Here is a 604-nt window from a genome sequence, read left to right as displayed (position 1 = left end):
CTTACTTAAATAAAGATCATGGTACGAATAAAGATAAGCAAGCTGTTGAACAAGCAATTCAAAGTGTAACGTCTACTGAAAATGCTTTGAACGGTGACGCGAACTTACAACGCGCTAAAACTGAAGCTACACAAGCTATCGATAACTTGACACAATTGAATACACCGCAAAAAACAGCATTGAAACAACAAGTGAATGCTGCACAACGCGTATCAGGTGTAACTGATCTGAAAAATAGTGCTACATCACTTAATAATGCGATGGATCAATTAAAACAAGCAATTGGTGATCATGACACAATTGTAGCTGGTGGTAATTACACTAACGCAAGTCCTGATAAACAAGGTGCTTACACTGATGCATATAATGCTGCGAAGAATATCGTAAATGGTTCACCTAATGTGATTACAAATGCAGCAGATGTTACTGCGGCAACACAACGTGTCAATAATGCTGAAACAAGTTTAAATGGTGATACAAACTTAGCAACTGCGAAGCAACAAGCTAAAGATGCATTACGTCAAATGACACATTTATCTGATGCACAAAAACAAAGTATTACTGGTCAAATTGATAGCGCGACACAAGTAACTGGTGTACAAAG

The 604-nt window shown here is 37.6% G+C and carries 1 protein-coding gene; it reads left to right on the top strand.

The features are described from left to right. Positions 1-604: GA module-containing protein (locus IDG60_RS20925; RefSeq protein ID WP_206161146.1), on the top strand; the 604-nt coding region annotated here is incomplete at both ends.

This window comes from Staphylococcus sp. EG-SA-2, from assembly GCF_017152085.1.
Note: the sequence above shows the minus strand (reverse complement) of the source record. Positions and strands in the feature narration are given on the sequence as shown.